Annotated in this window: 26 protein-coding genes and 1 pseudogene; 7 read left to right on the forward strand and 20 right to left on the reverse strand. The window is 42.5% G+C overall.

Features of this window, described 5'->3' with window-relative positions; translation table 11 throughout:
* Positions 1–44: 44 nt before the first annotated feature.
* Entirely contained in the window at positions 45–1,103 is a 1,059-nt protein-coding gene (locus LC508_RS18395; protein WP_033142201.1) for a helix-turn-helix domain-containing protein, read from the forward strand.
* 1,429 nt (positions 1,104–2,532) lie between these two features.
* On the opposite strand, the gene LC508_RS18405 is transcribed toward LC508_RS18395, so the two are convergent.
* Together LC508_RS18405 and LC508_RS18410 are read right to left on the reverse strand one after the other, a co-directional pair.
* A complete protein-coding gene (locus LC508_RS18405; protein WP_330659961.1) occupies positions 2,533–3,057 on the reverse strand; it encodes a group II intron maturase-specific domain-containing protein in 525 nt (174 codons plus the stop codon).
* Between the two features lie 79 nt (positions 3,058–3,136).
* Positions 3,137–3,850, reverse strand: coding sequence for a reverse transcriptase domain-containing protein (locus tag LC508_RS18410; RefSeq protein ID WP_225305219.1), 714 nt, complete (start codon positions 3,848–3,850; stop codon positions 3,137–3,139).
* 79 nt (positions 3,851–3,929) lie between these two features.
* On the opposite strand from LC508_RS18410, the gene LC508_RS28770 reads away from it, so the two are divergent.
* From LC508_RS28770 to LC508_RS18425, 3 genes are all read left to right on the forward strand, one after another.
* The gene (locus LC508_RS28770) at positions 3,930–4,229 is read left to right on the forward strand and encodes a DUF5372 family protein (RefSeq protein ID WP_225305400.1); all 300 of its coding nucleotides are present in this window, start codon (positions 3,930–3,932) and stop codon (positions 4,227–4,229) included.
* Positions 4,230–4,286: 57 nt separating this feature from the next.
* Positions 4,287–4,646, forward strand: coding sequence for a DUF6788 family protein (locus tag LC508_RS18420; RefSeq protein WP_054353501.1), 360 nt, complete (start codon positions 4,287–4,289; stop codon positions 4,644–4,646).
* Positions 4,647–4,781: 135 nt separating this feature from the next.
* A complete protein-coding gene (locus LC508_RS18425; RefSeq protein WP_225305221.1) occupies positions 4,782–5,231 on the forward strand; it encodes a recombinase family protein in 450 nt (149 codons plus the stop codon).
* A gap of 402 nt (positions 5,232–5,633) precedes the next feature.
* Here the strand turns inward: LC508_RS18425 and LC508_RS18430 are convergent, their stop codons facing one another.
* Entirely contained in the window at positions 5,634–6,362 is a 729-nt protein-coding gene (locus tag LC508_RS18430; RefSeq protein ID WP_225305222.1) for a helix-turn-helix transcriptional regulator, read from the reverse strand.
* Positions 6,363–6,430: 68 nt separating this feature from the next.
* On the opposite strand from LC508_RS18430, the gene LC508_RS18435 reads away from it, so the two are divergent.
* Positions 6,431–6,607 (forward strand): helix-turn-helix transcriptional regulator, encoded by a 177-nt coding sequence (locus LC508_RS18435; RefSeq protein ID WP_330425220.1) that lies wholly within the window; start codon positions 6,431–6,433, stop codon positions 6,605–6,607.
* Between the two features lie 110 nt (positions 6,608–6,717).
* Here the strand turns inward: LC508_RS18435 and LC508_RS18440 are convergent, their stop codons facing one another.
* From LC508_RS18440 to LC508_RS18455, 4 genes are all read right to left on the reverse strand, one after another.
* On the reverse strand, positions 6,718–7,200 hold the full coding sequence (locus LC508_RS18440) for a hypothetical protein (RefSeq protein WP_054353500.1): 483 nt from the start codon (positions 7,198–7,200) through the stop codon (positions 6,718–6,720).
* A 70-nt stretch (positions 7,201–7,270) separates the two neighbouring features.
* Positions 7,271–7,618: a cupin domain-containing protein gene (locus tag LC508_RS18445; RefSeq protein WP_176834941.1), complete on the reverse strand. Its 348-nt coding sequence runs from the start codon at positions 7,616–7,618 to the stop codon at positions 7,271–7,273.
* A 106-nt stretch (positions 7,619–7,724) separates the two neighbouring features.
* The gene (locus LC508_RS18450; RefSeq protein ID WP_158587316.1) at positions 7,725–9,611 is read right to left on the reverse strand and encodes a serine hydrolase domain-containing protein; all 1,887 of its coding nucleotides are present in this window, start codon (positions 9,609–9,611) and stop codon (positions 7,725–7,727) included.
* 167 nt (positions 9,612–9,778) lie between these two features.
* Positions 9,779–10,276 carry a cysteine hydrolase family protein gene (locus LC508_RS18455; RefSeq protein WP_225305223.1) on the reverse strand — a complete coding sequence of 166 codons (498 nt, stop codon included), beginning with the start codon at positions 10,274–10,276 and terminating at the stop codon, positions 9,779–9,781.
* A gap of 353 nt (positions 10,277–10,629) precedes the next feature.
* Between LC508_RS18455 and LC508_RS18460 the strand changes: the two genes are divergently transcribed.
* Positions 10,630–11,823 (forward strand): IS110 family RNA-guided transposase, encoded by a 1,194-nt coding sequence (locus LC508_RS18460; protein ID WP_103733239.1) that lies wholly within the window; start codon positions 10,630–10,632, stop codon positions 11,821–11,823.
* 114 nt (positions 11,824–11,937) lie between these two features.
* Here LC508_RS18460 and LC508_RS18465 read toward each other — a convergent pair whose 3' ends face one another.
* The 6 genes from LC508_RS18465 to LC508_RS18490 all read right to left on the reverse strand — a co-directional run bounded on the left by LC508_RS18465 (position 11,938) and on the right by LC508_RS18490 (position 16,169).
* Positions 11,938–12,696, reverse strand: a complete 759-nt coding sequence (locus LC508_RS18465) for a class I SAM-dependent methyltransferase (protein WP_054353496.1) — start codon at positions 12,694–12,696, stop codon at positions 11,938–11,940.
* 113 nt (positions 12,697–12,809) lie between these two features.
* On the reverse strand, positions 12,810–13,235 hold the full coding sequence (locus tag LC508_RS18470) for a helix-turn-helix transcriptional regulator (RefSeq protein ID WP_052099776.1): 426 nt from the start codon (positions 13,233–13,235) through the stop codon (positions 12,810–12,812).
* 211 nt (positions 13,236–13,446) lie between these two features.
* Positions 13,447–13,800, reverse strand: a complete 354-nt coding sequence (locus LC508_RS18475) for a cysteine peptidase family C39 domain-containing protein (RefSeq protein WP_033144154.1) — start codon at positions 13,798–13,800, stop codon at positions 13,447–13,449.
* A 281-nt stretch (positions 13,801–14,081) separates the two neighbouring features.
* The gene (locus LC508_RS18480; protein WP_199687305.1) at positions 14,082–14,600 is read right to left on the reverse strand and encodes a CPBP family intramembrane glutamic endopeptidase; all 519 of its coding nucleotides are present in this window, start codon (positions 14,598–14,600) and stop codon (positions 14,082–14,084) included.
* Positions 14,597–15,559: an alpha/beta fold hydrolase gene (locus LC508_RS18485; RefSeq protein ID WP_197064157.1), complete on the reverse strand. Its 963-nt coding sequence runs from the start codon at positions 15,557–15,559 to the stop codon at positions 14,597–14,599. Before LC508_RS18485 ends, LC508_RS18480 begins: the two co-directional genes overlap by 4 nt.
* On the reverse strand, positions 15,528–16,169 hold the full coding sequence (locus tag LC508_RS18490; RefSeq protein ID WP_033144152.1) for a TetR/AcrR family transcriptional regulator: 642 nt from the start codon (positions 16,167–16,169) through the stop codon (positions 15,528–15,530). Before LC508_RS18490 ends, LC508_RS18485 begins: the two co-directional genes overlap by 32 nt.
* Positions 16,170–16,381: 212 nt before the next feature.
* Between LC508_RS18490 and LC508_RS18495 the strand changes: the two are divergent.
* A pseudogene (locus LC508_RS18495) lies at positions 16,382–16,567 on the forward strand (helix-turn-helix domain-containing protein); the annotation flags it as partial.
* Between the two features lie 38 nt (positions 16,568–16,605).
* Here LC508_RS18495 and LC508_RS18500 read toward each other — a convergent pair.
* The 7 genes from LC508_RS18500 to vanH-D form a co-directional block, all read right to left on the reverse strand.
* Positions 16,606–17,352, reverse strand: coding sequence for an ABC transporter ATP-binding protein (locus LC508_RS18500; RefSeq protein ID WP_103731732.1), 747 nt, complete (start codon positions 17,350–17,352; stop codon positions 16,606–16,608).
* A gap of 5 nt (positions 17,353–17,357) precedes the next feature.
* Positions 17,358–19,592, reverse strand: a complete 2,235-nt coding sequence (locus tag LC508_RS18505) for an ABC transporter permease (protein ID WP_103731731.1) — start codon at positions 19,590–19,592, stop codon at positions 17,358–17,360.
* A complete protein-coding gene (locus LC508_RS18510; protein ID WP_103731730.1) occupies positions 19,586–20,827 on the reverse strand; it encodes an MFS transporter in 1,242 nt (413 codons plus the stop codon). Before LC508_RS18510 ends, LC508_RS18505 begins: the two co-directional genes overlap by 7 nt.
* An 86-nt stretch (positions 20,828–20,913) precedes the next feature.
* Positions 20,914–21,552: a TetR/AcrR family transcriptional regulator gene (locus tag LC508_RS18515; protein ID WP_033144148.1), complete on the reverse strand. Its 639-nt coding sequence runs from the start codon at positions 21,550–21,552 to the stop codon at positions 20,914–20,916.
* Between the two features lie 329 nt (positions 21,553–21,881).
* Positions 21,882–22,490, reverse strand: coding sequence for a D-Ala-D-Ala dipeptidase VanX-D (locus tag LC508_RS18520; protein WP_028530136.1), 609 nt, complete (start codon positions 22,488–22,490; stop codon positions 21,882–21,884).
* Positions 22,491–22,495: 5 nt separating this feature from the next.
* A complete protein-coding gene (gene vanD / locus LC508_RS18525; RefSeq protein WP_054353492.1) occupies positions 22,496–23,527 on the reverse strand; it encodes a D-alanine--(R)-lactate ligase VanD in 1,032 nt (343 codons plus the stop codon).
* Complete coding sequence (gene vanH-D, locus LC508_RS18530; protein WP_103731729.1) at positions 23,520–24,491, reverse strand: D-lactate dehydrogenase VanH-D; 972 nt, start codon at positions 24,489–24,491, stop codon at positions 23,520–23,522. The genes vanD and vanH-D overlap by 8 nt, the downstream gene beginning before the upstream one ends.

The raw sequence follows: 24,491 nt of genomic DNA on the forward strand, positions 1-24,491 counted from the left end.
ATGTGACTATTTATCATATCCGTGGATTTGAAGGGGAACTATATATGAGTACAAATTCATCCTATGTTGTAAAAAATATTATTCAGGGTCACAACCTGAGCAGTGAAATTAACTCTTATCTTAAGATTTTAGCACCATTGCAGTTCACACTGGAAACTTGCGGCGGAACCGGAGAGACTGATTATGCAAACATTTTCATGACGTCCCCCTTAGAAAGTAGTTTTTATTCCTTTCAAAATAGTACGGAAATAAAACGCTTCAATGCGAGAACACCGCATCTTCATGATTTTTATGAGTTAATGATTGTTCTGGATGGTGAGATACATCAACAGATTGAACAGACGGAATTGGTCTTCCACAGTGGAAGCTGCTGTCTGATGAACCGGAATATTGTTCATAAAGAAGGTTTTCACTCTAAGGCAATGCTCCTTTTTATCGGATTTTCAGAAAAATTGGTAAGAGAACTGGCTGAAGATGAGCAGAAAGTTTATTTTCCGGAAATAGAACGCCCGGGTTCCAACCCAATCCTCCGGTTTATGACAGATAATCTTACGAAATCGGACACAAAAGAATATCTCGATTTTTTTCCGGGAATCAACAATAAAGATTGGTACCGTATTCTGCATACTCTGACAGATAATATCTTGCGCGCGATTATGTTTCCGCAAATGGGGTCTACTTATATTATCAAAGGGATGCTGCTGGAATTATTTGGCTATTTATCTAATCCCGAGCAGTTTCATATTACACCAGTCCATGTGGAAGCTGACAATAATTTTCTTCTTTTTTCTCATATCAGCCACCTGATGGAAGATATGGATGGCAGAATCACCCGTTCTGAACTGGAAAGGATGCTAAATTATAGCGGGAATTATATCAACAGCATTGTCAAAAAATACACCGGTCTCTGCCTTTCTGATTATAGTCAGATGTTCTATATAAAAAAAGCAGCCCATATGCTGTGTACATCAACGCTATCTATTACGGAAATCATGGAAAAATTACATTTTACAAACACGACGCATTTTTATAAATGCTTTAAAAAGCATTATCAAATGACGCCCAAACAATATCGGCTGTCCAAAGCCAAGAATCAGGCGTGACAATTGATTGGATGGTCTAGTAGTGTGATCATTGACACGCTTTGAAACAGATGGCTATCTTTTTTCAGTATGCAGTTATGGTTAGAGCGTTTATTGTATGAAGGATTGCACCTTTATAGGTCAGTTATCGTTTTCTGACCATATCCGTCAATTTTTATGAGCACAAAATAAAACGGCCATTGAATTCCGTATTCACAGCCCGGCATCAATGGTCGTTTTTTATTAATCTAATATTCACAGATAACAGGATTGATTTGATAAATACATTTTCGGTGCAAAACCTCAAGCCGTGCATGACAAATATTACCTCATTCAAACTACATCTTGAGGCTTTTTTAATAATTCCTCCTGCACTTGTGACTATTTCAATTATTTTATACTCTGTAACACGCTTCCACCACATAAATCACAGATTTTGAAGCGGGGCTTCTTACTCAAAGGCTCCCATGGGCCAAATTTCTACAAGCCCTACACCCCCACGATTATTTCTCCCCAATTATGGCACTCTGATTCTTTGTCCAGGACATTTATTTACGTTCTACCGGAATCCAGATTTCTACATGACAATAATCCTCCGCCTCATTCCAATTCTTATATTTTTCTATAGTTGCCATACATTTTCTATAGCTGCTACTGGCGATGGAAAATAACTTCCTGAACTCATTCGATTCCATATCTTATAAAGATTGTTATTCAGTTTCTTTTCAAAAGCTTCAAAATCAATCCCATCTATTCCCGCACTGCCTTTCTTTATTCGCTTTTACTTTTTTATATGCCTCAATGACTGCTCTTTTTGGTATTTCGTATTGTTTGCTCTCGCTCATCCAATCCTCCTAGTCTCCTAGTTGTTTTCAGTATCAAGCAGAATGATGTTACCCCTTTGCTCTATTGTCATTACAACAACTTCAACGCTACTACGAGTAACTCCGCCCCTGTAGAATACATTTCTACTTTCGACCTCGTCTTTCTGTAACTTGAATCTTTTCGATTTTCATTATCCTACAGGTTCCCATGTTTCACACAGAACCCTAATACATGCTCATGCCATCTTAATGCCGTTCCACGGATGGTCAGCTTTACAGGTCTCCTCCATCCTCATCCCTACCTAGTGGTGAAAAGTAGGTTTTGCAGAAATCTTACGCTTTCGACACTTCTTCAATGGTTCATTCTCATTCATCTTCATGTATCATATCTGATTGTTTATACAACCTTTTCTCTAATTGCTCACTACCATGACATGAATCACAGCAGCATTAGAGTGATTTGACAGGCTTGCCTGTTCAATTCCTGTCGAAGGGCCTTCCCTCATCTTCCGTATGCCTTGCATGGCACACCACCACCTAGCATACCGTTCGGTACTAGGCGGTTCCTTAGTTTTCATAGACTACTAGATAGTGGTCAAGCATGGATGTGTATCCTAGCTTGGCTATTATTTTTTTGTGAGTACCGTGTTCAACATTTCTACCATTCTCCAGTAACCACATCTACTATTTGCGAGTTTTATTGCCTGCCAATGTTCCAGTTTTAACTTTCTAAGGATACGATAACGGGTTCGCACCCTTTTCCATTGTTTCCAATATATCGCCCTTATTCTTCGCCTCGCCCACTTGTCTGTTTCTGCAAGAAGTCCTTTCATATCAGCAAGTTTGAAGTAGTTTACCCAGCCTCTCACATACTGCTGATACTTTTCCTCTCGCTTCGTATTACTCAGGCCATTATTTCTGTCCGTAAGCTCTCTAATCTTATTTTTCATTTTTGCTACAGACTTTGGATGTACCCTAAACCTACATTTTCCCTTGTACTTATAAAAGCTATATCCAAGGTATTTAACTTTGCTGATATGAGAAACTCCCGTTTTCTTCCGATTTACTTTCAGAAAAAGGGTTCCTTCTATGAATGGGATGATATTTTCCAGGGTTCTCTGCGCACTCTTTCTGCTTTTGCAGAAGATCATACAGTAAGTAGACCCAGGGAACCTCCCCCTAAGTCCCTCTCAGAACTGTACGTGAACCTCTCAGCTCATACAGCTCCCATCATCCAGCCGATGGCAGTATTCCAAACTTCCAGTGTGCAAACAGATCCCTGTCTCGCTTTGCTATTTCTCCTAACCAGTATTCGGCTCTTTTCCTTGAATTTCGGTTCTTGTACTTTCTTCTTACCCAATAGACCTGCCGTCTATTGATATATCTTAGAACCTCATATATTTCTGATTTGTAGAAATGTGTATAATAGTTGATCCATCCCTGTATCTGCTTATTGAACATATTTGCTATATCCCACAGGTCTTTATCCGGCTTAAGCTGTATCTTCCATCCACCAACGGCCTTTCGTATGGCTTTCTTGGCCTTTTCACTCATTGCCGGCAGAAAGTTGGTAAAGAACTTACCATATTTGTTCTTTGCATGCCTTGGTCTGAATGTATATCCCAAGAAGTCAAAGGATGTATGTTCATGTTTCCCTTTACGGTCATCATCTTTACAATACACGATTCTTGTCTTTTCCATATTTAATTCCAGTCCAAAACGTACAAACCGTTCCTGTAGCCTACGCTGTAGATATTTTGCCTGTTTCAGGGATACGCAGTGCGCAATCCCATCATCCGCATATCTTGCCCACGGAATACTTAGGAACTCTTTTGCCATAAAATCATCAAATACGTAGTGCAGAAATAGATTTGCAAGTACCGGACTAATCCCCCCGCCCTGCGGTGTACCGGAAGTTCTTGGAACGACGGTTCCATCCTCCATCTGATAGGTCTGTATCCATAGGAGTCATCATAAAATACCGGTTCCACATTTGGTTCAAAGTATAACTTTGCCACCATCTGTGCAATTCTGTCTTCTACGGTTGGCACAGTCACATCAAAATGCACTTTATCACAGCAAGGATTTAGGAACAGCAACCATCCTTCATCCCTACCATCCCCTGTTCGGCCAGACTTTTCCTATCCTCAAAATCCGGAAAGTTGATAGACAGAGGCTGTACTCCCTCCAATCCGAGGATGATATTTTCTCTGTTCCCGAGTCCTGGACCATGGATACCTGCCAGAATGCCTTTGCTGAAACCTACTTTAATGACGATTCCATAAAATCACTTCTTGAACTCGTCAGTTTACTTCATGAATAATCAGATTTTTTATACCATAAGGTAGACTTTTTCCTCACCTTATGGTATAATCTTATCATGAATACAACTAATAAGTTTGGAAGGCCATACAAATCACTAACCACTGACACTCTCTTAGCACGCCGTCAGGAACTCCTTGACATGATGCCCAATCCGGCCCATGTCATAAGAGCCTCCCTGATCACCAGATCCATTAAATGCGGCAAGCCCAACTGCAGATGTGCCACTGGCGAAGGCCACAAAAGCCTGTACCTCTCCTCTTATTACAATGGGAAAACCCAGCTTGATTCTGTCCCGAAATCTTATCAGGATAAAGTTTCCCAATGCATAAAAGATTATGAGGAAATCACCACGCTGCTTGCAGAGCTTAGCTGCATCAATCTGGAACTGTTCCGGCGCAGAGAGATCGACCTTTAGCCTGAAAGGAGGAGGCTTTTATGGAAACAACTCTCATGTATCTGACCGGTAACGACTCCCGACTTGCACAAGATCTCATATCAGCATTGTCCATCCTGTTCCTCTCCTTCTTTTCAGTAGAAATGGAGGATGAACATGAAACAGAATCCATCAATCCCATCCAAAGTACGGACGGAACATCTGGAGAGGGAGTCCCTGGTTTATGTCCGCCAGTCAACGATGGCTCAGGTCCGCTTCAACCAGGAAAGCACCCAGAGGCAGTATGCCCTCAGAGAAAGGGCATTATCTCTTGGATGGCCGGAAGAACACATCCGCATCATCGACGGGGATCTTGGCATATCCGGCTCAGGAAGATCCAGACGCCCGGGCTTTGCCCAGCTTGTGACGAGTGTGTCACTGGGCGAAGCCGGTGCGGTATTCGGACTGGAGATATCACGCCTTGCCCGCTCCTCGGCTGACCTTATGAAGCTCCTTGAGCTGTGCAGCAGGGCAAGAATATCAAATTCTTTCGCCGTCAGTTCGACCACTTGCCTGTCCACCCGTACCAACCGTTGCTCCAGGCAAAAGTATAAGTCCCCCATATGAATCTCTGTGAAGATACCTTCATTCTCTGTCAACAGCTCATAAGCTCCGGAGCGGATACACCGGTTATCAGCTAAACCGCCATTCTGCTTTTCTTTGCTAAGAAGATAGTTTACTAACTCCTGCCGCTGTCTTGCGTCCAACAGCATAAGCAGCTTTTCTCCGATTTTATCTCCCGGCTCGGATATTTCCAGTACAGCTAATTTCCCAATGGTATCACCTCCGTTTCTTTTACAACCCTCCATCCTTCAGCAATCTATGATAAATTATAAATATGACAACATCCTGTCATATTTCATATCTTTTTCACTTGTGAAACCCGGCCTTTTGTTTTTACACTCGTTACTTATTTCACCGACCTTATATACTTAAAATTGGGCTGCTGTCGCTTGATTTTACTTGCCATTATTCATATTGTTTTCTGGCCTGCTCTAAAAATACCTTTATATCGTCCCGCAGCGTCTTTGGCTCTATAATTTCCGCTTTGTCTCCCAAGCTTGCAAAAGTGCTTACGATCCACTCCGGGTATTCCGTATAAAAGGAAATGTAGAGAGAATTGTTTTCTTCCCTGATATTGCTCTGGCCAAAGAAATCAATCGCCAGAAACTCATAGGATTTATCCATCCTGACTGTAACCAATTGCCCCACGCCATTTGAGAATGTGCTCTGCAATACCGGAATTTCATAATCTGTCCGTTCCGTATAGGTCCGCTCACAAAGCAACAGCTTCGATATTCTGTTAAGCTTAAAAACACGGAAATCCTGCCTTTGTGTGCAGTAGGCGAAAAGATACCAGTATTCTTCTTTGAAGATGAGCTTGTAGGGTTCCACGGTTCTTTTAGAGTATCCTTTGTTGCTGTAATACTCCAGTTCCAACAGGCGTCGGGAGGCAATTGCAGAGCGGATGATTTTGATTTTTTCAATGGTCGTATTCTTATGGTTCCAGGATGTAAAATCAATGATAATATCATTCTCCAACAGCAGCTTATCTTCCTGTCCAAGGCGCAGCTTCGCAAGCAGTGTCTTTATTTTTGAACTCTCATCAATGCTTGCAAACCCCTGTATGCCGGACACAATTAGATCTATGTCATCTTTATTCAGGACTGATTTGCTGTATTTAAAGTTTGGCAGCAAAGATATGCCGCCGCCAATACCCTGCTGTGTGTCTTATTTCTGTAAAATTGACAGAGGAGGTGCCTTGAATGAAAAGCAACAGAATGTTCGGTATATTATGTATTTTATTGGAGAGGGAAAAAATAACGGCGCAGGAGCAGGCAGAGTATTTTGAAGTCTCTGTGCGCACGATCCATAGGGATTTATTGGATTTGTCCAGCGCAGGGTTCCCGGTGACTACCAATACCATTATATCATGCACATAATCAAGCTGATCCGGTGTCCAAGGGAAAAGGCATATAAAGAGAGCCGACAAGCTGTCATCATTTCTCACAAGTTCGGCTGTGCGTCTGGCTCTATGATGATATGTAATATTCTAAAACAGCGTCAAAAAATATCCGTCAATCAGAGCAATCAACGAATACATAATCAATGCTCTGCCAAATGCTTCAATATGCTTTGTAGGATTTTGATACAACTTCTTTTCTTGAATTTTCGTAAAACGGATTCGTTTTGTGTTTCTCCACCATAAAAGGTCAATGATAAGCAAATCAAAAAAATTCAATCCCTGTCCTATTACACTTAGTGAAAGAACATTGTGCCAAAAGTCCTTTTCTCGGATAAACAGCCCAAATATAAACAACAGACATAAGAACAGCAGAAAGTTTGAAACAAATGCCGCTACTTTATTGCTTTCCTTAAACCGCCCTTGATACTCCGCAATATCCTTTATGCGGATCTGTACCTCGTCTGGATAAGACGAATAGCTTTTCAAGTTCTTTTCGTCCGTACCTGTTCCCAAATAGCAAAGCATGAAAAAGACGATACATAAAATAAATGTTTCGATTATTACAATCATGTTCTGTACTCCCGTTATAAATGAATGCTGTTCTTCCCGACAAATAGGAAGTTGTCACTGTTGTATTCGGTCACTCGTTGTATGTTCCGCCTGTATTTTCTTTATTGAGAGTTCCCTCAACTTCAATTAAAAGGCACTTGACTAATTCCTTGCAAACGGGACGATGTTTCGTTCCTTTGGGAATAATTATAAAATCCCCCTCGCATAAATGTGTCAATCCATCCTCAAATTCAATGTCAAACTCGCCCTCAATACAATAAAACATTTCATCGGAATTTTCGTGTATATGAAAATCTAAAGTTCTATTTTTCGCTTGCAATACATTTAACATATGATTATTCAAAGTACCTACTCGCTTATAACGGAATGGTACATCAATCAAATTTACATTCTCTTTCAAATTCACTTTTTCTATCATTTTTTCTCCTATTCAAACTGGGATTTATCACTTAAATTATAATTTTCAGCTTTTTGCAAAGCGAATATTCCAAACTTTCTGTGTAATGTAAATATATCATGCTACATCAACAGCCCCAGAATTGATAGAAATGCCAATACAATACATTTGCTATCAGAAGTATTCCGCTTGCTTTTGTGACAGTAAATCCAATTTTTTGCCGCATATTATTCTTAATGTTTTCCGTATTCTTCACGCCAAACCACCCAATCAGCAACATCACAATTTCCATAAGCGTACAAAGAATAATCAATACACACTTTAGAACAACCTGTGTTTTGGTGAAACTACCACCCATCAGCGGCGGTAACATAAGCCAGTAAATCATTATAGACGCAAGCACCACAAATAGCTCCGCCAATAACTGATATAATTTCTTACTCCAAATCTGCTTATGCTTATGCAGCGTTATCCCATGCACAATAAGCATAAGCAGTGTCCAGAAAGAGGACAGTACAAACAAGAAGAAAAAAATAATCTTAATAACGAAAACTGCCGTATTCTCTTTTTGGAAGTCCATGCCCGTCATGTGCTGTAATGCAGCCACATTTCCGTTGCTATCTCTTTTTATGTGCAGATAGGTTTTCAATCCATTCCCGTCGTCCATAATGCAGGCGTTCTCTGAAATCTGTGTAATGCTGCCTACCATAGCCGCTTGATAGCTTCCCTCGGTTTTCCCTTTTGTGACAGGCAGCAGACCACTAATCATACTGTATAGCTTCATAAAGCTCTTGCTATAATTTGCTCTGCTGTTACAGTAAATCCCCGACAAGTCATCATAGGTAAAACCTGTTTCTGTCTTACAATCTCCGAAGATAAGGCTCACAAGTCCATAATTATAAGTGGTTTCACCCACCTCATTTGTCATTACCACAAGCCCTGTCCTGTTTTCCCTGTCAAGCACCAAATTTGCAGAAAAGCCTGTGGTATTTCCTGCGTGACCGATAAGACGCACACCATATTCCTGTGAAAACAGTCCGTGGCAAATTCTCGGCGTATCTGTTCCGTCATAATAGAGCGTGGGAGAAAACATCTTATCAAGTGTGTCGGCTTTTGTAAAAAACGGACAATCCTTACTATCTGTAAGGAACGCTTTCGCAAACCGTACAAGGTCGCTCATTGTTCCTGTCGCTGCCCCTGCGGGGTAAAGTAGAATATAACGCCGACACGTTCCATAATCCTCATATTCTCCCTGCACATTATAATAGGCATTTGTCAAATCCCGTCTGCTTTCCACCCATTCATTATCACTGCAATCGGGAAGTATGGAAGTCTGGTTCATGCCAAGCGGCTCAAAAATATTCTGGCGCACATATTCTGCATAGTCCATTCCGCTGACACATTCCACAATATAAGCCGCAAGAGCAGCTCCCCAGTTTGAATAAGAAACAGTTGTGCCAACCTTGTAAATCTGCGGCGGTGCCGTTGCAAGCAAGGCATCCCTTAAACTGATAATGTCCTTTTTATCCAGTACCTCCACATCCCATGTGGTTTCTTGAAAGCCCGCCGTATGATTCATCAAATGTGTCATAGTAATAGGCTCATCATAAGAAAGATTGGATAGGAAGCCATCTGGCAAATAGTTTCCGATATCTTCATCAAGGTCAATTTTCCCCTGCTCATAAAGCTGCATGACGCTTATCCAGACCAAAACTTTGGAAATTGACCCCCACTCATAAACGGTTTCTTCATCTGCTTTGATATTCTCGGCAGTATTAGCATCGCCGTATATGACAGAAGCAATATTCTCTGTTTCATTGAAGTATGCTATGGAAACTGATGAAGTAGTATCTTTTCGGACATCTATGTACTTGTCAATTTCTTCCTCTAACTTCGTGTAGGCAATGCCGGACGGTGTTTCTCCCATATTCTCTGCGGCTGCGGCAGAAGCCGTTGTTGTTCCCGACAAAAGAAACAACAGCAATGCCATTCCGCTTGCAATTATTTTTTTCATAATCTTCCTCCAAATATATTTTGGTAGTGGCTTCATCGGCTCTGCGTCTGTGCGTCTGGCTCTATGATGATATGCTGTTCTTCTCGGTAAACGGGAAACTATGGAACAATCATTTTATACTTCCCTTAAAAAATCTGTACTTGTAGTAACAGTAGCAAATTTCTGATTTAGGGAAGCCATATACACATTCTGAATAGTGCTTGCGGAAAACTTAATCCCATTCCATTCCATTCCAAGTCTTTTGTTGCACAACCATCTGATATTAGCGTAATTCCATATCCATAATCTTTTGCCGCCCTTACAGTCGTATCAACACACATATGCGTCATCATTCCGCAAACAACTAAATCTGTTATATCCTTTTTCATTAGTTCATCTTGCAACTTCGTTTCATAAAAGCTGTTAGGGTAATGTTTGACTATAACGGTTTCTGTATCTAACGGTTTAATATCTTTGTGAATTTTTACGCCATCTGTATTGGGAACAAAAAAAGTTGCCTGTGCTGTTGAAAAGTGCTGAATATAAAAAACAGGTAAATCTTGTTTCCTGAAATATCCCAGTAATTTTTTTATGATATTTAATGCTTCCTCTGGTTTGGATAGTTCGCAATTTCCATTAGGGAAGTAGTCATTTTGTACGTCTATTATAAGTAATGCTTTTTTCATTTTCTCATATCCTTTCTTGCATAATTTTATTTTCCTTAAATTTTGATTTATCATAAGTCTGTCGGCTCTGCGTCTGGCTCTATGATGATATGTCGTTCTTCCCGACAAATAAGAATTCGTAATATATAAGTGAGGGTTTTAACAGCCTTCACTTTTCTTTTATACTGAAGGTGATTGGCTAACGGAATTTCTAATTGGGATACCACGCCCGGAGATAAATGTGTTAGCCAGCCTTCATGTTCCTGCATTCGATTCAGCAAGTTGTGACAGTTGATCTGCTCCCGTTTCACTAACGAATATGAATGGACCTTGAAGCGTTGGAACCAGTCAAATCTTTATTAGGAGGTATCACTATGATTGCTGTTGGAATTGATGTTTCAAAAGCGAAAAGCACCGTTGCTGTTCTTAACTCAGATGGCAGCATACGTGCCAAACCATTTACTATGCATCATACCCTTTCGGATATGGATGCAATGGTAAAATATTTAAATGACCTTGATGAATCTTTTACTATCCTCATGGAATACACAGGACATTATCATTATCCAGTATTAAAAAAGCTTCAAGAGGAAGGATTTCCTGTATGTCTCGTAAATCCATATCAAATGAAAAAATATGGAGATGTTGAAATCCATAAGGCAAAAACTGACAAAAAGGATGCCTTGAGAATCGCAAAATACGCTTTGGAGAAGTCATATATGCTTACTCCCTACACTTCCTTAGAGCAAAAATATGAAGACCTGAAATTTCTTTCCCGTCAGTACAATCAACGTATTTCAATGGTAAGCTATACAAAAACACAGCTGACAAATCTCCTTGATGAAACCATGCCAGGGATCACGTCTCTGTTAAAGCTGAAAAGCCGCAAACCCAATGAGTGTGCATTGTTACTTTTTATTAAGAAATACGGTTCTTTCGATCGGGTTAAGGCAATGGGCAAATCAAGATTCTTGTCTTCCTATGCCACACTTATGAAAAAGAGCCATGATAGATATGCTCCACAAAAAAGCTTATCTATCTATGAATTAGCCTGTGACAGTATAACAACTCGTGGAGACAATGACTACATAATTGCCGCTCAAAATCAGTTGGTTGATTTATTGGCCACTGTACAAAACGCTGCTGATGAAGAAATCGCTCAAATGCAAAACATTGCAGAAACAATACCCGAATACAGGATTTTACGTGCAATGAACGGCGTTGGGGATAGGTTAGGTCCCATTATTCTGGCTGAAATCGGAGATATCCGCCGTTTCCACAGTGCAAAGGCTCTCAACTCTTATGCTGGAAACGATGCGCCTCCCTATCAGTCAGGACAATTTGAAAGCAGGAACCGCCACATATCCAAGCGTGGCAGTTCTGCTCTCAGAAAAGCTTGTTTTGAGGTCATGCAGGCTCTCAAACTGACAAAACCTCAAGATGATCCTGTTTACCTTTTCATACTCAAAAAGGAACAGGAAGGAAAACCTTACAACGTTGCAAAAATGGCTGGCGTTAATAAGTTTCTCCGAATTTACTATGCTCGTGCGATGGAGCTTTATAAGTAAATCATCTTAATTTTATACTTCTTTTTTCAAATCTACAATACGGTAGATTTATTAAGGTTACCCTTTTTTCATCTGAAAAAAATTCAAAAAATGGTTGACAAACATTAGCAAGATTTATCGTTTGCAAAACAAAATATTATTGACCTGCTCTGTTATATAGATTTCATTGCCCATTACTTCAAGTTCATAGCTCTCAACAATCTCTTTGTCATGTTTCTTCAATAATTTATCAAATCCATAGGCTGTATCTTTTTTCTTCGGAAACCGAATTGTACTATCAAAAGATTTCTTGAATTGCAATCCATATTTTCCGCATATCTGTAACCATTCTTCCTTTGTGTAAAACTTTATATGACCATCTTTTTTTAGTTGCATATATCCATCTACAAATCGACTGGTATCATTGGCATTGGGTGTCGGATCTGAAACAAATAGGAAACCTCCTCGCTTTAAAACTCGACTGACCTCAGAAATACTTTTCTGTATATCTGGAAAATGATGTAACGCATATCTTGAAATAACCATATCAAACTCACTATCAGAAAACGGAAACTCAATGCCATTATAGGTTATAAAACTAATGTTTCGGATTTGTTCTTCCTTTGCCCTAAAACGATTGACTTCTAATGCCTTTTCGACAATATCCAGTCCGATCACTGATATATTTGAATATTTTTTCGCAATTGGAAAAGACAAATAGCCGCTTCCTGTGCCTAAATCTAAAATTTTCATATCAGCGTTAATCGGCAAAAAGTCAAGAATGTTTTTCAAATGCTGTTCATCTTGTGTCTGTTTATTATAAAAATCTCCCGAAGAAAAACTATTTTCAAATCCTTGCTTTGTAGCCATAATACTGCTTTCTATATCTGCCATGTTTAATCTCTCTTTCCATTTACAAATACCGATTTTTCGCTTTGTTCATCGGCTCTGCGTCTGTGCGTCTGGCTCTGTGATGATTTTCGTTTTTCCCGATAAACGGGAAATTATCAATCTTTCTTTTTGCCTGAAATTGATGGTGCTATGCAAGCAATACCAACCGCCAACATTACCCACGGTGCAGCGGCACTGATAAATTGTAAAATCGAATTGTTCCCACTATAATTATTCCAGATTGTAAATATAAATGAACATATAAGCATAGCCCACCCAACGTTCATCATAGTCCGATTGCTCTTTACCGTATCCGTGTCCTTTTCAATTTTTTTCATCATTTTCTTGTCTCCTTTCAGCAAGTCATCTAAACTTATTTGATAAAGGTCGCTTATTTCAATTAGGCTTATTACATCTGGTAATGATTTTCCATTCTCCCAATTTGAAATCGTTTGACGCGAAACATTTATTTTCTCTGCAATCTGTTCTTGCGTCATGCCCGCATTCAATCTGGAACTTTTTAACTTCTCACCAATTTCCATATATACGACCTCCATCTGAAATAACTATACTTAATCATCTACCTTTTTTCCACCAAACTTCTTTGACATTACACAAAATACGCTGTCAAAATTGTTTTACATCCATAATAAGCCCCGATTTATCGCTTTGTTTGTCGGCTCTGCGTCTGTGCGTCTGGCTCTATGATAATATGTTGTTTTCCCGATAAAACTAATTTGTCGTTTTACTCATTTAATATATCTCTAAAAACGATGTGATTTTCCCGTGAGGGTATTCACCCTCGATTAAACCAAATTCGGGGTCAAAGTATTTGCTGTCATAAAACAACGCCCAATGCGTATATCCGGCATTTGTGTGGACTGTCAGAATAGAATACGGATAGGGAACAGGATTTTTCTTTGAAATTCGTTTATTCTTTTCCGCATGGCTGACACCGTATATATCCAGTATTTCAATGAGTTGACCGATACTCGTGGGGCCATCTGTTTTCATGTCTTTTATTACTTCTTCAACGCTCTTTCCTGCGATCATAGCAATACACGCCTGTCCGCACGTTGAAGTTGTGGGTTGCATAATCAATTCCATGCCTTTTCCTCCGCAATCTTTAATTTATTTGTTCTGTTACGAATTAGCACAGCAGTCGGTGTGACAATCAGATGAAGCACTGTCAAAATTACAAAGAAACCTATATCCGCGTCTAAAAAGACGTACAGAATATTGAAGCCAAAGTGCAGCAGCACCGAGTAGATTAGATTGTTGTGCCGTTCCAGAAAAATATTCATCAGGACGGTAATGGAAGTGATTACAACGATGTTGGAGATAATGTAGGGTATCGCTCTCCAATCCGTAAACTCCGAATCCACAATCTATAACAGCGTGTGCCAGAAGCACCAAACCAAGCCTTGACAAATTGATGACTTGAGGAAACTGTACCTTTTGTTAAATTCCTCCCGCATAAACCCACGCCAGCCCAATTCCTCGCCTGTCGGCCCAGAAGTAAGGGACAGAAAGACACTAAGAGCAAGCGGCGTTGTCCCAAAGTCGATATAGGAGATCATTGTTTTCCCCTCTATGCGGGAAAAGATAAAGAGCGCAAGCAAACTAATTCCAAATACAAGGGCAAAGGAAAGTATCAATAACAGCGGTCTGATTTTTCCCGAAAAGCACCTTTTTACAAAGTCTGTCCTTGTTTCATCGGGTCTGAAATGCTTCCAGCCAATCAGAAGCAAATAAGTCGGCGACCACGCAATAAGGTTGCGGACAACCCACATGATAACGGGCGGCGCGTGAAATACCATACTTGCCGTCCCCGCCACAAAAATGATAAGTAGCCAGACAAGGACATATGAACTGATAATATATTTTTTTAGATAATTTGTTTTCATTTTCTCAAAATCCCGTTCTTAAAATTTTCGGTTTTTGTAAAGTTAAAGACTGCTTCTTTGATTTCTTTCTCATGTCCAACCATTAAGTGTCCACCGTTTTCAAAAGAAAGAAATGTGCAGTTTGGGAAGCGTTTTACTGCATTTTCCGTGTCGGCATAGTTTATTAGCTTATCGTCTTTTGCTTGAAAAATCAGTGTCGGAACTTGTAAATCTTCAATAGGATAGCTGTCAAAATTTCTTGCCATATCGGAATTAGTAACAGAAGCGTCCAGTATTACGCCATTTTTTCTACTACCGCAAGGAATCATACTATAAATCGTGGACGGTTTCATACCCATAACAGGACTGAATAATGGACTAAATAAAAACATAGCATAATCATTACATAAAAAAGCGGGCGGTCCGGCATATTCCATATACTTTTCTGGCTTTTCTATATATGGCATAGCGGAGCAATATAAAATTAAGCCTTTTGTTCGTTCCGGATAATCCAACGCGAACCGAATAGCAACGCTTCCGCCAGCCGACGTTGCCAACAAATATACTTTATCAATTTCTAACTTATCCAATAGTTCAACATAAGCCTTTGCCTGTTCAGCGGGTGTCCCATCACCCAAAATATCACTACCTAAATATCCAAATCGTGAGGGGGCTATAATTCTATAATCAGAGTTAAAATCTATACAAGTATCATAGGCTTGGTCGTAGCCGCCAAAAATTCCATGAACAGATAGGATTGTTTCACCCTCTCCCGTATCAACATAACTCATATTGCCATAACTCAATATAGCTGTTTGAGCCCCATAAGCAGCAAGCCGTTCTTTGCTTGCTTTTACCGCTATACTGCACCGTATTCCTTGAACAATTAGATAGACTGCAAGAACAAGCAGAATACCTCCTGTGACATATATTATCATGTGCTTATTCCTAACCTTTCCCGTTGTCCTTTTCGTTGTCATTCCTTGCTCCTTTATATGTTTTACAAAATTCTTGCACTACTAAGGTAAGTTCATGTTTGGCTTCCTCTATCTCATCAGGGCGCATATCATATTTTTGAAGCAGATAGAATATAGGTGTGTAAAAATGCAGCGCAATAATATAAGGATTTTCCCCTTTGATAACTTTTGCGTCTATAAGTTTAGAAAATATTTCTTTTTCATAGTCGATTGCTCCAGTAATAAATAAATCTTCAAACAGCCGGTTAATTTCCGGGTTATGGTATCGTTCTATCATCAGCATTTTACGAAATTTTGCTGCCACATTATCTTGCAAATAAAACATAAAAAGAGCGTTTGCAACCTCAATAAGCTGTTCTTCGGTAATCGTTTCATAAGAGAATGAAGCAGCCTTGCTTCCCGGTAGCTGTATATTATTTCTGATATTTTCCATTCGCTCCGCAAAAACTTCAACACAAGAATTAAAAATGTCCTGCTTGCTCTTGTAGTGTTTATATAGTGATGGTGTTTTTATGCCTACGGCGTCGGCAATCTCACCGACATAAACCGCACTATATCCCTTTTCCGCAAACAGTGTCAGAGCTTCATTCAAAATTTTCTGTTTTGTTGTCATTCCATTACCTCCTAAGCTAATTCAAATTAGCCTGTTACATTATAAGCTAATTAGAATTAGCTGTCAATGGACTTACGGAAACTTTCACCCAATTTTCATCTTTCCGAAAAACGGTATAGCGGTAAATGTGTTCTATTTTGGCTATTCAATAGAACTGTGTAGACATATCCCAAAAGAAAGGTGAACAGTAAAATGTAACAAGATGAATAATTATGGCAAAAAGACTAGTACCGAAATACGACTTCAAGGCTTTTGGGGCAGCGATAAAGGCAGCGCGTACAGGGCGCAAGGAGAGCCGCAAAAAGGTAGGCGACGAAATGTATATCTCACCACGCTACATTGCGAACATTGAGAACAAGGGGCTGCATAATCAATTACATGTTTTCCCTCCGCTGATTTTATTTTGACATTTCGCCTCAAATCGTTTTAACCAATTTCACCATCCCATATCCATCAGCCATTTGTTTACCCTTTCTTCCCGCTGTTTTTCCATACTGCTTCCCAGCTTGCCTAATGCCAGTTCTCCACGAATACTGCCATCCAGTAAATACATGATTCTGTCACAGGTGCTGGCAACTTTACTGTCATGGGTCACCATAAGAATAGACATACCTTCCCGGTTCAGCTTGAGCAGCTCCGCAACCACTTCCACTGCCGCACTTTTATTTAGTGCGCCAGTGGGTTCGTCGGCAAATAGGATTTCCGGCTCGTTCATTATGCTCCGGCAGATACACGCCCGTTGGAGTTGTCCCCCGGAAACTTGTGTGATCTGACGACTCCCCAATTCGGAAATGGAAAGCTGCCGCATCCGCCTTTTTGCTTCCGCTATAAGCTCGGACTTTGATTTTCCGCCCTTGCCTTTGTTGGCCTGCATCACTGGCAGTAAAATATTGTCCAGAATGTTCAGATTGGCGATCATGTTCATCTGCTGAAAAATGAAACCCATCCGATGCAGGCGCAAATCAGCTTTTGCTTCCTCGGAAAGCCCGGTGATCTCCGTATCACCCAGCCAGACTTTTCCGCCAGTTGGCTGATCCATGCCCGATACATTGTAGAGCAGCGTGGATTTTCCGGAGCCGGACGGCCCCATGACCGCCAGCATTTCACCCTGTTTCATCTCAAAGGAAACCTTGTGCAATATCTTATCTTTATTCAAATTTTCTACTTGAAGCAGTTTGTCCATTTGCGCTACTCCTTTCCCCTGCAACACTCATAGGCTTTGATTTGCCCGATTTGCGAGATACCGGCCCAAACCGCCAAAATCGCCGCCCCTAAAATGACAATCGGTATGCCAGCCATCACTTGCCCCCAGTTTATAACAAAACGAAAACTGTCCGCACCTAAAGACTTCAAAACCATCCCGCACAAACTTTCCCCACACAGGTGGCCCAGGGTAAGCCCGGCCACGATGCCTAATACAGCAGGCACAAGCCCTTTTGTAAAATAGATGCGTTTTATTGTTCCGCTGGTAAAGCCCAGGGCTTTACGCAGAGAAATTGCATAACGCTCCCGCTCCACAATGAGCCGCAGGAACAGCGTCAGCACCACGGCTGTGACCAGCACGGCGATCCCCCCTGCCACCCGCGATGCCAGCCGAAGCTGCACCAGTGTCTGTGCGTAAGTGTCTCGAACGTAGTCCTCAACGTCCGTCACATCTACACCCGTCCCACGATACTTTGCCATCCACTGTTCTTTATCTGTCGATTCTTCCAGAGAGGCATATAGGACACTCCAAATCACGGGAGCAGTATCAGGTCTGTTACGAATTTTCGCCGTTTTGCCGCCGTTCGTAATATCGGAATAAATACCGCAGACGGTGTAGCCTGACTTTTTTCCGTTTACATTTAAGTCCAGCGTATCACCGACAGACAGCTTCAATTCTTCCGCGTTCAAAGAGGACAGCGCGATCTCGTTTTCACCCGTCGGTAGTATTCCGGCTGAGAAGCTGACAGGAAAAATACTATGGTCGCCTGTTTCCACCGTCAGATTGACCGTCCCGCCATCCGGCAGAGCAGCCGGATAAGAACAGGTCTGGAGGGTTGTATATTCTTTCACTTGTGGGTCTTGCCCCAACGCAGTGGCAATCTGAGCGGTCATACTGTCAATGTCTTTGATCTGCCGGACGTCAATACGGATTTCCGCGCTGCCAATTCCCATATAGGTTACAAACTTCGGAGAGGAAACCGTGTTATAAAGGTTTTGCGGAACGAGCATCAAAAAGGTGCAGGCCGCTGTGACAAATCCAATCAGAAGATACTTCCCATATCCTTTATCGCCTCTCTGCATCTGGAACATTGCAGAGAGCGCAGATAATTTGTCCGTCTTTTTTAAGGAATGACGGATAGAGAGAAGAATGATACCCTCGGCCAGCAGTGCCGCCAGAAGAGCGGCAAGTGTTTTCCAAGTTCCTTGATCCGTCGTCCCGTATAGCTCCTGAAGTTGTCTAACAAGCGGCTTTTGAGGGATAGCCGCTGTCCCCAGCCCAATAAACGCACCACAGAGGGAGAACAGAAGATATTTCGCAAAATAAAGACGTCTGATTTCTTTTCGTCCGATTCCAAGAGCTTTCAGCATTCCCACTTCTTTTCTGTCCCGCTCCATCTGTAAAGACAGGATGAAATGAATACAAAGCATGGAGATCAGCAGCACAATGATACTCATAAGAAAGATCACAAAAATCATTGTCCCATCGGATAGTGCGTTCATCATGCGAACCAGAGGTCGGGTGATGGTCGGACCATTAGCAGGAAGGCTGCTGGCGGTATAGGCTGTCTGAAAGATATTCATATCAGCCCCGTCCCGCAGCAGAAATTCAATCAGGTATTCTTCCTCACCCTGGCCGCGCAGCAGCGCATAATCTGCCGCGCTGACCAGAAAGCGTTTTGACGAAGCCATCATGGAGTTCATCTGCGCGTCCCGGATAAATCCCGCAACCGTAAGCGTCTGGCCGCCAATCGTCATGGTACTTCCTGCCGCCAAGCCATATCGGTCACGGTAGCAGATGGGGACATAGACCTCTCCCGGCAAAATCTGTGGGCACGCGCCATCCATGCCTAGCAGAAAGTCGAATCGTTCTCCCTGCACACAAAGCCCGTTGTCCTGAGTGCTGTCGATCAGGCTTTGACCGTCCAATGCGACATTGCTGTTATCCAGATTCAAGAAGCGGCATATTTGCCAATCCTGTACCTCTGCGCAGCTTTCAGCAAAGCGAGTAAATTCCGCCTCCTCTACTGCCCCGGTGTGCATCTGTATGAAGTCGGGGACACCGGCACTGTCCATCAAAGTGTTGATGGCTCCCAACAGATTACCACTAAGAAGCACCGTCAATGTCAGCAGCGCAGCGGAGATCGCCATGAAGAAAACCGTAGCGGTAGACATCAGCTTATTCTGTTTGACATCATTCCAAATCAATTTCTTTAGCATGACAACTTCCTTTCCAATGCCCTGACGCTTTTCATGGAACCCAGCAGCAGGGCCGTTAGGCTGAGCAGTCCGCCCGCCACCATAACGACGCTGGCAGCGCCCCGTCCCACACTGAGCCGGAACAATGCCGCCGTCCCGTCAGCCGCTGCACCCGCCGCACCATAGGCCACTACATACCCAATCTGCGATAAAAATCCGATCACACCCCAGGCCCGCCCCTGTAGTTCGTCCGGGATGTTGGTTCTGACCAGATAATCCAGACAGTTGTTGGCAAACGGCAGGGTGGCAAAAAACAGGAAACCAAACAGACATATCAGATAGATATTCTCCCAAACGCCAAATCCGATCATACCGATCCCAGCCAGAAACAGGGACACACTCAAGACTTTGACATATCCCCGCTTAATGCCTTTCGCACCTAAAAACAGGCTGGATACCAGCATCCCGCAGGCACAGACGGTTTCCCCAACACCCAGTGTGGCGCTGTCCGCAAAATCAAGGATCATGGGCTGGGCCAGAGTTTGGAAGGTTCCCATAAAACAGGTCATAACTGCGGAAATCGCAATCAAAACAGAAATACCCCGATTGCCCGCTATTGCACTCCAGCCCTGACGCAGACTTTCTCCAAAGGAAGGCTTATCCCAGGCTTTCTTTCTGGCGATCTCCTTCCGCACCACCGCGGCGCCAATCACGGTAGGGAAAAAAGTGCAAATGTCAATCACCAGCAACAGCTTAATGTCACTGACCGCCAGTAGCCCACCAGCCAGGATAGGAGAGATCAAATACCTTGCACTTCCGGCAATACTCACCATGCCGCTGGCTTTGGAATATTCCTCACTGGTCAGGAGATCCGTCACAGTCGCTCGATAGGACGGTTCCAGCAGAGCGGAGAAGGTAGAGCTGATGAAAACGCCGACACATATCTGCCAGAGAGCCGCTTCGCCATTCATCATGCACAGCAGTATATAAAAAATACCAAATGCCGAACACCCATCCCCGACCATCATAAGCAGCCGCCTGTCATAACGATCTGCCAGTACGCCAGCCGGGACACTGAGCAGCAGAGTTGGCAGGAAAGCCAACAGTGTAACCAGCGCCATACTTCCTGCACTCCCTGTCTGCTTGAACACATAAACGCCCAGCCCAAAACTTGTCAGTCCTCCGCCAATGGCCGAGATAAATTCGCCTGCCCACAACAGCATAAATTTTGAAAAATTGCTTTTCTTGTTTTTCATTTTCTTAATCCTCCACGAAATATAGACCGTCTGCCTGTCGGTATATAGATTGAAAATAAAGGAACCATCCTGTTCCTCTATTTTCGCTATTTTTGCTGGTCGTTTTGAAATATGGGGAGAATAGCAGCCTGCATACTTCCCCGTTCCATCCCCAATAATCGCTCCAAATTATAAATAAAGGCTGTAACCTTTTGTTGTCGCTCGTCCTCGCTATACTGCATCAGGTCATCGAATACGGCGTTGGAATACAACAGCGTCATTTCCGCCACCTCCGCTGGAAAGTCTGTCTGGCAGATTCCCTGGGCGATTCCTTCTTCAATCAAGCTTGTGATGAGGGGATTGATTCCGGTCAGCAGTCCAATCTGCATTTTCTGATGGAGCAGCGCATTCTGCGGTTTATGAACCTGATCCATGACTTCCTGTCCGAGATTTCCATCTACATTTAATGCCATCATCATCATAGTTAACCGCTGCAATACGGGTATGTCTTTTTGGTTGAAAATGTCTGCCGCCTTTTTTATGAGTTGCCTCGACATCCGCTCGATCATGGCATCCAGAATATCTTCTTTTGACTTAAAATGATAGTACAGCGTTCCCCTTGCAATTCCAATCTCATTCAAAATATCATTTGTACTGGTGTTATCGAAGCCTTTTGTTCCAAATAACCGCTCTGCCACATCCAAAATTTCATTTTTGCGTTCTTCCGCTTCTTTGACAATCCGCATTTTGTCACCATCCCTTATTCATTAAACCGACTGTCTGTCAGTATTGTATCATAGAAAAAGTAAAAAAGTAAGTAGGGTACGTCAATTTTCGCAGAATGATCAAAAAAAATTCGTCCAATTATCACTTTTTGATTTTTATTTTTAAGAGTTCAGAACAGACACTGGGGCACACACAAACGAGTAGCCTTGCTACTTCACAATCTAACTACATAAAAATAAAGGTTTGCAGCCACAACAATGTGTGCCGAAAGCCTTTATTTAGGGTGTTTCTATGGATTTTTATTCCTGCCCTTTGTACAACTTGCAATTTTCATTTCTTCAAGTTCTCACTAGGCAATGCAAAAATCAAAATATGTATCCGGGTATGGCTCGTCCGCCAAGACGTAATGCCACCATTCATAACGATAGGCTTCAAATCCGCTGCTCTCCATGATATAACGCAAGCACTGCCGGTTTTTTGATTCTTCTTCGCTCAGACCGCTTGCGGCATGGTGTGACCGTTCATCCATAAAGTCAAAATCTCCGCCCATAGGAACAAGCATACCGCTATTCAAATGAAAAATTGTAAGGTCAACCGTACTTCCACGGCTGTGGCTGGATTGTGAGGCCACATACCCCTTCGCAACCATCTCATTCCTTTTGATATTTGGATAGTAACGCTTTTTCGTCAGATTGTCTTCCGGTTGGGAAGCCCAATTCAGAAAACAATCCACTGCGCACTGGGGGCGATAGCCGTCCCATAAGAGCAAACCATATCCCAGTTTCTCCGCCATCTTCTGAGCCTTACGCAAAGCAACTCCCAGCTCCTTCGTTCCCATAACACGGTTTACCATGTATCCGTCTACCGGTTTCCCGGTGAAATTGTCCCATGTGGCATATTTAGCATCCCATCGGATTCCGGGAATCATTTCATCTAAAAAGGCAAAGTTCTTTTTCATGGCAGTTACCTCCTAAGTGAAAGTTCAATCAAGCGATCCAGTATTTCAGTAAGCGTAAAACCGGCTGCTGTCATCATGCGGGGATAGCGGCTGTAGGAAGTAAAACCCGGCATGGTATTCACTTCATTCAACACAATGCAGCCGTCCTCCCGCAAAAACAGGTCAATGCGGGCCAATCCTCGGCAGCCAAGTATCCGGTAAATCTTCATTGCTGTTTTCTGAATCCGTTCTCTTACCTCATCCGGTAAGGCGGCTGGAACTCGGATGACTGCATTTTCAGATCCCTTCTCCGGCTGTGCTTCCTGATGAATCTTAAAAAAGCCGTGTCTCAGCTCAATCTGATCCACCTCGCCAGCCATGAGATCATTTTCGTTTCCCAGTATGGCGCAGCCTACCTCACTCCCGGTAACGGCCTCTTCAATCAAAATCTTGCTGTCATATTTTCTTGCATCTTCGATCGCTGCCTGCAGTTCTTCTGCCCTGCATACCTTGTTTACGCCAAAGGATGAGCCGGAACGGGCAGGCTTTACAAAGACGGGATATACGAAATCCTCCGTTTCCAGGCGATCCCCCTCCTGAAGGATCCGGAACCCAGGCACAGCGATACCCTCATTTTTCACAACGGTATATGCAAGCGCCTTATCCATGCAGATTACGGAGCTTTGAATATCGCATCCCACATACGGAATGCCTGACAATTCAAGCAAGCCTTGTATGGAGCCATCCTCGCCAAACTTGCCATGAATCATCGGTAATACCACATCCACAGGCTGGATTTCATACCCTTTGTCTTTTTGTATCAGCAGACCATGCGTATTTCTGTCCGGCGAAAAAACAACCGGATCCCCCGCATATTGTTCCCACTCCAAACAAGGTTTTTCACACATCTTCCAAATGCCGGATTTTGTGATTCCAATATAATAAGGCTGATATTTTTTTGTATCTATGTTTGTGGCTATCTCCATCGCAGATTTTATCGAAACATTATGTTCCTCTGAACAGCCCCCAAACAGAACTGCAACTTTAATCTTAAACATTTCCCAGACTCCTTTCAAAATTCAAACAATTTCTAATGGTATTTCTAACCGTGTCAACCAACACCCGCTCCGTGTGATAGGCTGTGTGCGGCGTAACAATGACATTCGGCATTCCCTGCAGGACCGATAGGAAAGGATGCTCTATTCTTCTTTGGGTGCAGTCATGGTAAAAGATACCTTCTTCGCCTTCCAAAACATCCAGGGCGGCGCCGCCGATTTTCTGTCCTTTTAATGCTTCTACCAATGCTGCGGTATCCACTAAAGCGCCCCGCCCTGTATTGATCAGAAGCGCCTCCTGTTTCATCATTTCCAGCTCTTCATAGCCAATCATATGACGGGTATCCTCCGCCAACGGAATATGCAGTGTAACAATGTCACTTTTTTCCAGCAGCTCATGAAACGAAACATAGTCCGCTCCTGTTTTTTGATTTCGGTCATACGCCAATACCTTACAGCCGAATCCCCTCAGGCGTTCCATGACTGCCTGTCCGATTCGCCCAGTTCCTAACACACCGACGGTCATATCCCGCAGTTCTTTTCCGCGCAGGTCATTCAGGCAATAATTCTGCCTCTGGGTTTCACGCAGAATCGACTTTGTGCCGCGCATCAGCATAAGCATCAGCATGACGGTATAATCGGCCACACTTCCCGGCGAGTATTCTACTGTGCCAACAACCATACCCAGCAACCCGGCTGCCTGTATATCAATATGGTTAAAGCCAATGCTCCGGGTACTGATATACTTTACCCCTGCATTTTTTAGTGCAAGAAGAATCGGTTCTGATAGCTCCGCTTTATGGCTTACACTTACGCAGCAGCATCCAGCAGCTAATCCAGCATTGCTTTCTGATATAGAATCTTTTATGAGTGTGGCTGTAACACCAAGCTCATAAGAAATCTTTTGAAAGACCTCCATTTCGTCTGGCTCACATCCAAAAACAGTAATATCCATTTTTTTATTCAT

It is taken from the genome of Blautia parvula (genome assembly GCF_020215665.1).
In the GTDB taxonomy this organism is placed as follows: Bacteria; Bacillota; Clostridia; order Lachnospirales; family Lachnospiraceae; genus Blautia; species Blautia celeris.

What these genes read in the sequence shown, in the direction of transcription:
- LC508_RS18490 (WP_033144152.1), bottom strand. Translation starts at nt 16,169, where the DNA reads ATGACAACAAAACAGAAAATTTTGAATGAAGCTCTGACACTGTTTGCG.
- vanD (WP_054353492.1), bottom strand. Translation starts at nt 23,527, where the DNA reads ATGTTTAAGATTAAAGTTGCAGTTCTGTTTGGGGGCTGTTCAGAGGAA.
- LC508_RS18420 (WP_054353501.1), top strand. Translation starts at nt 4,287, where the DNA reads ATGAATACAACTAATAAGTTTGGAAGGCCATACAAATCACTAACCACT.
- LC508_RS18470 (WP_052099776.1), bottom strand. Translation starts at nt 13,235, where the DNA reads ATGGAAATTGGTGAGAAGTTAAAAAGTTCCAGATTGAATGCGGGCATG.
- LC508_RS18505 (WP_103731731.1), bottom strand. Translation starts at nt 19,592, where the DNA reads ATGCTAAAGAAATTGATTTGGAATGATGTCAAACAGAATAAGCTGATG.
- LC508_RS18460 (WP_103733239.1), top strand. Translation starts at nt 10,630, where the DNA reads ATGATTGCTGTTGGAATTGATGTTTCAAAAGCGAAAAGCACCGTTGCT.
- LC508_RS18485 (WP_197064157.1), bottom strand. Translation starts at nt 15,559, where the DNA reads ATGACAACGAAAAGGACAACGGGAAAGGTTAGGAATAAGCACATGATA.
- LC508_RS18480 (WP_199687305.1), bottom strand. Translation starts at nt 14,600, where the DNA reads ATGAAAACAAATTATCTAAAAAAATATATTATCAGTTCATATGTCCTT.
- LC508_RS18395 (WP_033142201.1), top strand. Translation starts at nt 45, where the DNA reads ATGAGTACAAATTCATCCTATGTTGTAAAAAATATTATTCAGGGTCAC.
- LC508_RS18510 (WP_103731730.1), bottom strand. Translation starts at nt 20,827, where the DNA reads ATGAAAAACAAGAAAAGCAATTTTTCAAAATTTATGCTGTTGTGGGCA.
- LC508_RS18500 (WP_103731732.1), bottom strand. Translation starts at nt 17,352, where the DNA reads ATGGACAAACTGCTTCAAGTAGAAAATTTGAATAAAGATAAGATATTG.
- LC508_RS18405 (WP_330659961.1), bottom strand. Translation starts at nt 3,057, where the DNA reads ATGATCTTCTGCAAAAGCAGAAAGAGTGCGCAGAGAACCCTGGAAAAT.
- LC508_RS18435 (WP_330425220.1), top strand. Translation starts at nt 6,431, where the DNA reads ATGAAAAGCAACAGAATGTTCGGTATATTATGTATTTTATTGGAGAGG.
- LC508_RS18475 (WP_033144154.1), bottom strand. Translation starts at nt 13,800, where the DNA reads ATGGAATTGATTATGCAACCCACAACTTCAACGTGCGGACAGGCGTGT.
- LC508_RS18515 (WP_033144148.1), bottom strand. Translation starts at nt 21,552, where the DNA reads ATGCGGATTGTCAAAGAAGCGGAAGAACGCAAAAATGAAATTTTGGAT.
- LC508_RS18465 (WP_054353496.1), bottom strand. Translation starts at nt 12,696, where the DNA reads ATGGCAGATATAGAAAGCAGTATTATGGCTACAAAGCAAGGATTTGAA.
- LC508_RS18450 (WP_158587316.1), bottom strand. Translation starts at nt 9,611, where the DNA reads ATGAAAAAAATAATTGCAAGCGGAATGGCATTGCTGTTGTTTCTTTTG.
- LC508_RS18425 (WP_225305221.1), top strand. Translation starts at nt 4,782, where the DNA reads ATGAAACAGAATCCATCAATCCCATCCAAAGTACGGACGGAACATCTG.
- LC508_RS18440 (WP_054353500.1), bottom strand. Translation starts at nt 7,200, where the DNA reads ATGATTGTAATAATCGAAACATTTATTTTATGTATCGTCTTTTTCATG.
- LC508_RS18520 (WP_028530136.1), bottom strand. Translation starts at nt 22,490, where the DNA reads ATGAAAAAGAACTTTGCCTTTTTAGATGAAATGATTCCCGGAATCCGA.
- LC508_RS18410 (WP_225305219.1), bottom strand. Translation starts at nt 3,850, where the DNA reads ATGGAGGATGGAACCGTCGTTCCAAGAACTTCCGGTACACCGCAGGGC.
- LC508_RS18445 (WP_176834941.1), bottom strand. Translation starts at nt 7,618, where the DNA reads ATGATAGAAAAAGTGAATTTGAAAGAGAATGTAAATTTGATTGATGTA.
- vanH-D (WP_103731729.1), bottom strand. Translation starts at nt 24,491, where the DNA reads ATGAATAAAAAAATGGATATTACTGTTTTTGGATGTGAGCCAGACGAA.
- LC508_RS18455 (WP_225305223.1), bottom strand. Translation starts at nt 10,276, where the DNA reads ATGAAAAAAGCATTACTTATAATAGACGTACAAAATGACTACTTCCCT.